Below are 6234 nucleotides of genomic sequence, written 5' to 3' on the forward strand. Positions count from 1 at the left end.
CGCCGCCCCCCGGCCGGGCGCATCCCGCCCGTCAGCCGGCCGCTCCGCCGGTAGCAAGGAGTTCCGCCCATGATCTCCCAGGCCCACGCCTCGCACGGATCGCACAACTCACAAACCTCAGACGCCTCACCAGCCTCAAAACATACGTCGCAGCCCTCCCACACCTCGCAGGCCGCCCACACCTCGCAGGCCGCCCACACCTCGCAGGCCTCCGACGCCTCGCAGATCCCGCAGACCTCGCACGCCTCGCGGCAGGCCCGCACCTGCGCCGCACTCCCCCCAGCCGCGCGAGGCGCCTCATGATCGCCGTCGTCATCGCCGGATCGCTGCTCATCGGCATCAGCCTCGGCGTCCTGGGCGGCGGCGGCTCCATCCTGACCGTGCCCATCCTGGTGTACCTGGCCGGAATGGAGACGAAGGAGGCCATCGCCACCTCACTGTTCGTCGTCGGCGTCACCAGCGCCGCCGGTGTCGTCTCGCACGCCCGCGCCGGACGGGTCCGCTGGCGCACCGGGCTGCTGTTCGGCCTCGCCGGCATGACCGGCGCCTACGCGGGCGGACGAGTGGCCGCGTTCGTCCCCGGCAGCGTGCTGCTCATGGCGTTCGCCCTGATGATGATCGCCACCGCCATCGCCATGATCCGTGGCCGGCGCGGGGAGCCGAAGCAGGTCCACCACGAACTCCCCGTGGTCCACGTTCTGCTGGACGGCATCGTGGTCGGCCTGGTCACCGGTCTGGTGGGCGCGGGCGGCGGCTTCCTGGTCGTCCCGGCGCTCGCGCTGCTGGGCGGGCTGCCGATGGCGGTCGCCGTGGGCACCTCGCTGCTGGTCATCTCCATGAAGTCGTTCGCGGGGCTGGCCGGTTATCTCGCCAGCGTGCACATCGACTGGGAACTCGCGACCATCGTCACCGCCGCAGCCGTCGTCGGCAGTCTGGTCGGCGGCCGCCTCGCCGGGCGCATCCCGCAGGACGCCCTGCGCAAGTCCTTCGGCTGGTTCGTCGCCGTCATGGGCGTCTTCGTACTGGGACAGCAGGCGGGCCCCCGACTGCTCGACGTCCTGTCGGCCGACCCGTTGATCTGGACCGGCACGGCCACGGCCGCGGGGCTCCTGTTCAGCTGGTCCATGCTCCAACGCGCCAAACGGGCGCAGGAGCAGCAGAGCGACGCGCCGCCCCGGCCCGTCGGCTCGCCCGGGTCGCGTGCGGCCGGGTCCGCCGACGGCGACGGCCGGCCCGCCGACTCCTCGGACCCGGTCCTCCCGTGACCGTCTCCGTGCACCTACGGGGGTGTGTTGACCTCATCGACCGGCCCTGAGGAGGTGTCCGCATGGACATGAAAGGCCTGAACACCGAAGAAGACGCGGCGGCCGAGGTGCTCAACCGGTTGTGCCGTGCGCAGGGGCAGCTGGCCGGAGTCATCGCCATGATCAAGGCGGGGCGCGACCGCAAGGACGTCGTCACCCAGCTCGCCGCGGTCTCCCGGGCCCTCGACCGGGCCGGTTTCAAGATCGTGGCAAGCGGGATGCGGCAGTGCCTCAACGAGCAGTCCCACGGGCAGGTCCCGCCGATGACCGAAACCGAGTTGGAAGAGCTGTTCCTGACCCTGGCCTGAGCCCCGGCAAGGCCCGCGTCCACCCTCAACATACCCCCAGGGGTATACTGGGGGCATGGTCAGGATCACAGGTGACAGCGCACCGCCGTCCGCCGAACGGGGCGGCCACTGCCGGGACACCCGACCGGTCGGCCCCTTCACACCGGAGGCGGAACGGCGCGCCCGCGACGACGTCCGGGCCCGGCTCGCGCGCAGGCGCCCGGACGTTCCCTCCGACCTTCTGACCGCCACGGTGGCCGAGGAGTTCGAGCACTTCGCTCAGGCTCCCCTCCGTCACTACGTGCCGGTCCTGGCCTTCAAGCGCGCACTGAGGCGGCTGGCGCGGCAGTTCCCGGAACCGGACGGCACGGGCGATCGGCCATGAGGCCGGTTCCGAAGTGCGTGACCGACCGGGAAGAGGGCTCCGCACGCGCGGAGGGATGAGGAGCACAGCATGGACGCAGCGGGCTGGGACGAGCGCTACCGGGACGCCGAGCTGGTGTGGACGGCGCGGCCCAACCGGTTCGTCGAGCAGGAACTGGCCGGACTCGAGCCCGCCGGGCGCGCGGTGGACCTGGCGGCCGGGGAGGGACGCAACGCGGTCTGGCTCGCGGAGCGGGGCTGGGAGGTGGACGCCGTGGACTTCTCCGCCGTCGCGCTGGCGAAGGCGGAACGACTGTCCGCCGAGCGCGGGGTCGGGCTGCGCACCGTCTGCGCGGACCTGACGGCCTGGCAGCCCCCCGAGGCGGCGTACGGCTTGGCTCTGGTCGCCTATCTGCACCTCCCGTGGCCGCAGATGCAGGAGGTGCTGCGCCTGGCCGCGCGGGTCGTACGGCCGGGCGGCACGCTGCTGCTCGTCGGCCATGACGCCACCAACCCGGAGCGCGGCCACGGCGGCCCGCGGGATCCGCATGTGCTCTACACCGCCGAGCAGGTCGCCGCCCTGTGGCGGCCGCACGCCCGCATCCTGCGGGCCGGGGCCGTCACCCGGCCGGTGGCCGACGGTGACGGCTCGTTCACGGCCATCGACGCTCTCGTGCGCGCCACACGCACCTGACCGTGCCGGCACGCACGGCGCCGGACGGTCAAGACCGAGGTGGCGGTCAGGCGGACGTCCCGGGCTTCAACGCCAGGTACCAGTCCGTGAGCTTGACGCTGCCGTCGGCCAGCCGGGCGTCCACCTCCGCCTGGGTCTTGGGGGCCCCGAGGACCACATCCTCGCCGGGGCGCCAGTTGGCCGGGCAGGCGACGCCGTCGCGGTCGGAGGTCTGCAGGGCGTCGAGGAGCCGCAGGATCTCGGGGATCATCCGTCCGGCGTTCATCGGGTAGTACAGCACCGCTCGCACGGTCTGCTCCGGGTCGATGACGAAGACCGCACGCACGGCGGCGGTGCCCGAGGTGTTCGGGTGGAGCATGCCGTAGGCGCGCGAGACGGCCGTGTCCAGGTCGGCGATGATCGGGAACGGGATGCGTACGCCCAGCTTCTCCTCGATCGCCCGGGTCCAGGCGAGGTGGCTGTGCACCGAGTCGACGGAGTTGCCGAGCAGGGCGGTGTTGCGGGCCGCGAACTCGTCGGCGAGCTCCGTGAAGGCGACGAACTCGGTCGTGCACACCGGCGTGAAGTCCGCCGGGTGGCTGAAGAGCACGAGCCACTGGCCTGCGTAGTCGGTCAGGCGTACGGGTCCATGGGTGGAGTCAGCCTCGAAGTACGGCGCCTTGTCGCCGATGAGGGGCAGAGTGGCCCGGGTCTCGGACGAGGCCGACTGTTCGGAGACGGTCATGAGGGGGTCCTCTCGATCCTCTATGGGAAATGACAGCACCAACAATACCCCCCTGGGTATTTTCCCGCCTGCTGGCCGGGCGGGTGGCGGGCCCGCCGAAAACGGCACCCTCCACGGTGAGATACCCGGCAGGGTATGTCACCCGCCGCGGGCCGTTCCAGGACCGAACGGCCCTGTTCACACCCCATCGGCCCCTCCGCCGGACGCCCCTCCCGCGCTTCACTGGTAGCGGAAGCAATCGACGCCGAAAAGGAGGACCCGGCCATGACAGGCGCACCATCGGGGACGACCGGCACACGCGGGACGCGGGAGACGGACGCGCAGGGCTTCGAGGTCACCCATGTCGACGCGGACGCCTACGCCGTCGAGGTCCGCGGTCATCACATCCTGGTCGACCAGCCCGCGGACGTGGGCGGCACGGACACCGCGGCGACACCCACCGAGCTGTTCGCCGCGTCCCTGGCCACCTGTGTCGCCTACTACGCGGGCCGCTACCTCCACCGCCACGGCCTGAACCGCGCGGGGCTGCGGGTCCGTACCGAGTTCACCATGGCCACCGATCGGCCGGCGCGCGTCGCCGCGGTCCGCATCGTGGTCGTCCCACCGCCCGGACTGCCCGAGGGACGCCGCGCCGCCCTCCTCGCGGTCGCCTCGCACTGCACGGTCCACAACACGCTCCAGCAGCCGCCCGAGGTCGACATCGAGCTGGCGCCATGAGCGCCTCCACTCCGCCGCCCGCGTCGCCTCTGGTGGAACGCGTCCGCCGCGGGCTCATCGGCGACGACGAGGTGCTCGACGGCCCGTACGGTCCGCAGCGGATCGTCTACGCCGACTACACCGCCTCCGGCCGCTCCCTCGACTTCATCGAGGACTTCGTACGCGAGCACGTGCTGCCCCGTTACGGCAACACCCACACCGAGAGTTCCAGCACCGGCCTGCAGACCACCCGGCTGCGGGAGGACGCCCGCCGCATCATCCGCGACGTGGTCGGGGGCACCGACGACGATCTCGTGATCTTCTGCGGTTCGGGCGCCACCGCCGCGGTGAACAAGCTGGTCGGCATTCTGGAACTGCGGCGCCCTGAGGCACCGCCGCCGGCCGAACGACCGGTGGTCTTCGTCGGCCCGTACGAGCACCACTCCAACGAACTGCCCTGGCGCGAGTCGATCGCCGACGTCGTGGTGATCGACGAGGACGCCGACGGCCACATCGATCTCGGCCGGCTCGAGGCGGAGCTGCGTCGGTACGCCTACCGCCCGCTGCGCATCGGCAGCTTCTCCGCCGCCTCCAACGTCACGGGGATCCTGACCGACACCGATCGCATCGCGCGCCTGCTGCACGCGCACGGTGCCCTGTCCTTCTGGGACTACGCGGCCGCCGGGCCGTACGTCCCCATCCGCGTGGCCGAGAGCGCCCCGGGCGCGGGGGACCACAAGGACGCGGTCTTCCTCTCGCCGCACAAGTTCGTGGGCGGCCCGCAGACTCCGGGCGTCCTCGTCGTACGGCGTGAACTGGTCCGCAACCGGGTGCCCACCGCCCCCGGCGGCGGCACGGTCGCGTTCGTCGATCCCCTGGGCCACCGGTACCTCGACGATCCCGTGGCCCGCGAGGAGGGCGGGACCCCGGCGATCGTGGAGTCCGTCCGCGCCGGGCTGGTCTTCGCCCTCAAGCAGGCCGTGGGCACCGACACGATCCAGGCGGCCGAGGAGCGGCACTGGCGCACGGCACTGGCCCGCTGGGACCGCAACCCGGGTATCGAGATCCTCGGCAACCGCCACGCCCGGCGGCTGTCCATCGTCTCCTTCCGCATCCGGTACGGCGCACACTCCTACCTGCACCACAACTACGTCGTCGCCCTGCTCAACGACCTCTTCGGCATCCAGGCCCGCGGCGGCTGCTCCTGCGCGGGCCCCTACGGACACCGCCTGCTCGCCATCGACGCGGACTCCTCCCACGCACTGCTGGACGAGATCACCCGCGGCTGCGACGGCATCAAGCCGGGCTGGGTCCGCCTCAACTTCAACTACTTCATCAGCGACACCGTCCGCGACTACCTGATCGACGCGGTCGACCTGATCGCCGAGCACGGCCACCGGCTGCTGCCCGACTACCGCTTCGACCCACACACCGGGCAGTGGCGCCACCGCGGCGGCCCCGCGGATCCCCCGTTGCGGCTGACCGAGGCGTGCTGCACGGCCGACGGACTCACGGTGCCCGCCTTCCACCACCGGCGGCGGGGCGAGGAGGCACTGGCGGGACAGCTCACCCGTGCCCGCGCCCTGCTCGCCGCCCGCTCCGACGTTCTCGACGAGGGGCCCACCGGGCTGCCGCCCGACTTCGAGCGGATGCGCTGGTTTCCGCTGCCGCCCGCCTGTCTGGAACAAAACCGGCCGGACGAGGGTTGGAAAAAATACCCCACCGGGTATACCGAAGGAGAACGGGCAGCATGCCGACCATCGAACTGACCAAGGACAACTTCGAGGAGACCGTGACCGGCTCGGAGATCGTGCTGATCGATTTCTGGGCCGCCTGGTGCGGACCGTGCCGGACGTTCTCCCCCGTCTACGAGAAGGCCGCCGAACGCCACCCGGACATCGTGTTCGGCAAGGTCGACACCGAGGCGCAGCCGGAGCTCGCCGCGGCGTTCCGGATCTCCTCCATTCCCACCCTCATGGCCGTCCGCGACCGGACCATCCTCTACGCCCGGCCCGGCGCCCTGCCGCCGCAGGCGCTGGAGGAACTCATCGGCAAGGTCCGGGAGGCGGACATGGACGACCTGCGCCGCGAGGCTGCCGCGCAGTCGACGGAAGCGGGCTGATCCGCGGCGTCGCCGGCGGCCTCCTCCGGTGCACCGGAGGAGGC

General features: G+C 71.8%; 8 protein-coding genes. 7 read left to right on the top strand and 1 reads right to left on the bottom strand.

The genetic code is table 11. The features are described from left to right. The first annotated feature begins 299 nt into the window (after nt 1-299). The 4 genes from ACFSL4_RS26060 (at nt 300) to ACFSL4_RS26075 (ending at nt 2648) form a co-directional block, all read left to right on the top strand. Nucleotides 300-1265, top strand: a complete 966-nt coding sequence (locus ACFSL4_RS26060; RefSeq protein WP_381087682.1) for a sulfite exporter TauE/SafE family protein — start codon at nt 300-302, stop codon at nt 1263-1265. Between the two features lie 68 nt (nt 1266-1333). Further along, a complete protein-coding gene (locus tag ACFSL4_RS26065) occupies nt 1334-1612 on the top strand; it encodes a metal-sensitive transcriptional regulator (RefSeq protein ID WP_381087701.1) in 279 nt (92 codons plus the stop codon). 55 nt (nt 1613-1667) lie between these two features. Beyond that, the gene (locus ACFSL4_RS26070) at nt 1668-1976 is read left to right on the top strand and encodes a three-helix bundle dimerization domain-containing protein (protein ID WP_381087685.1); all 309 of its coding nucleotides are present in this window, start codon (nt 1668-1670) and stop codon (nt 1974-1976) included. A 69-nt stretch (nt 1977-2045) separates the two neighbouring features. Further along, the gene (locus ACFSL4_RS26075) at nt 2046-2648 is read left to right on the top strand and encodes a class I SAM-dependent methyltransferase (RefSeq protein ID WP_381087688.1); all 603 of its coding nucleotides are present in this window, start codon (nt 2046-2048) and stop codon (nt 2646-2648) included. Between the two features lie 46 nt (nt 2649-2694). Here the strand turns inward: ACFSL4_RS26075 and ACFSL4_RS26080 are convergent, their stop codons facing one another. Then, on the bottom strand, nt 2695-3372 hold the full coding sequence (locus ACFSL4_RS26080) for a peroxiredoxin (protein WP_381087691.1): 678 nt from the start codon (nt 3370-3372) through the stop codon (nt 2695-2697). Between the two features lie 264 nt (nt 3373-3636). On the opposite strand from ACFSL4_RS26080, the gene ACFSL4_RS26085 reads away from it, so the two are divergent. From ACFSL4_RS26085 to ACFSL4_RS26095, 3 genes are read left to right on the top strand one after another with little or no spacing between them, the layout of a single operon-like run. Continuing rightward, nucleotides 3637-4089 (top strand): OsmC family protein, encoded by a 453-nt coding sequence (locus ACFSL4_RS26085; protein ID WP_381087694.1) that lies wholly within the window; start codon nt 3637-3639, stop codon nt 4087-4089. Continuing rightward, the gene (locus ACFSL4_RS26090) at nt 4086-5837 is read left to right on the top strand and encodes an aminotransferase class V-fold PLP-dependent enzyme (RefSeq protein WP_381087697.1); all 1752 of its coding nucleotides are present in this window, start codon (nt 4086-4088) and stop codon (nt 5835-5837) included. The genes ACFSL4_RS26085 and ACFSL4_RS26090 overlap by 4 nt, the downstream gene beginning before the upstream one ends. Beyond that, nucleotides 5819-6190, top strand: coding sequence for a thioredoxin family protein (locus ACFSL4_RS26095; protein WP_381087699.1), 372 nt, complete (start codon nt 5819-5821; stop codon nt 6188-6190). Before ACFSL4_RS26090 ends, ACFSL4_RS26095 begins: the two co-directional genes overlap by 19 nt. Nucleotides 6191-6234: the final 44 nt, after the last annotated feature.

Source organism: Streptomyces caeni (assembly GCF_042678285.1).
Classification (GTDB): Bacteria; Actinomycetota; Actinomycetes; order Streptomycetales; family Streptomycetaceae; genus Streptomyces; species Streptomyces caeni.

What these genes read in the sequence shown, in the direction of transcription:
- ACFSL4_RS26080 (WP_381087691.1), bottom strand. Translation starts at nt 3,372, where the DNA reads ATGACCGTCTCCGAACAGTCGGCCTCGTCCGAGACCCGGGCCACTCTG.
- ACFSL4_RS26065 (WP_381087701.1), top strand. Translation starts at nt 1,334, where the DNA reads ATGAAAGGCCTGAACACCGAAGAAGACGCGGCGGCCGAGGTGCTCAAC.
- ACFSL4_RS26060 (WP_381087682.1), top strand. Translation starts at nt 300, where the DNA reads ATGATCGCCGTCGTCATCGCCGGATCGCTGCTCATCGGCATCAGCCTC.
- ACFSL4_RS26090 (WP_381087697.1), top strand. Translation starts at nt 4,086, where the DNA reads ATGAGCGCCTCCACTCCGCCGCCCGCGTCGCCTCTGGTGGAACGCGTC.
- ACFSL4_RS26095 (WP_381087699.1), top strand. Translation starts at nt 5,819, where the DNA reads ATGCCGACCATCGAACTGACCAAGGACAACTTCGAGGAGACCGTGACC.
- ACFSL4_RS26085 (WP_381087694.1), top strand. Translation starts at nt 3,637, where the DNA reads ATGACAGGCGCACCATCGGGGACGACCGGCACACGCGGGACGCGGGAG.
- ACFSL4_RS26075 (WP_381087688.1), top strand. Translation starts at nt 2,046, where the DNA reads ATGGACGCAGCGGGCTGGGACGAGCGCTACCGGGACGCCGAGCTGGTG.
- ACFSL4_RS26070 (WP_381087685.1), top strand. Translation starts at nt 1,668, where the DNA reads ATGGTCAGGATCACAGGTGACAGCGCACCGCCGTCCGCCGAACGGGGC.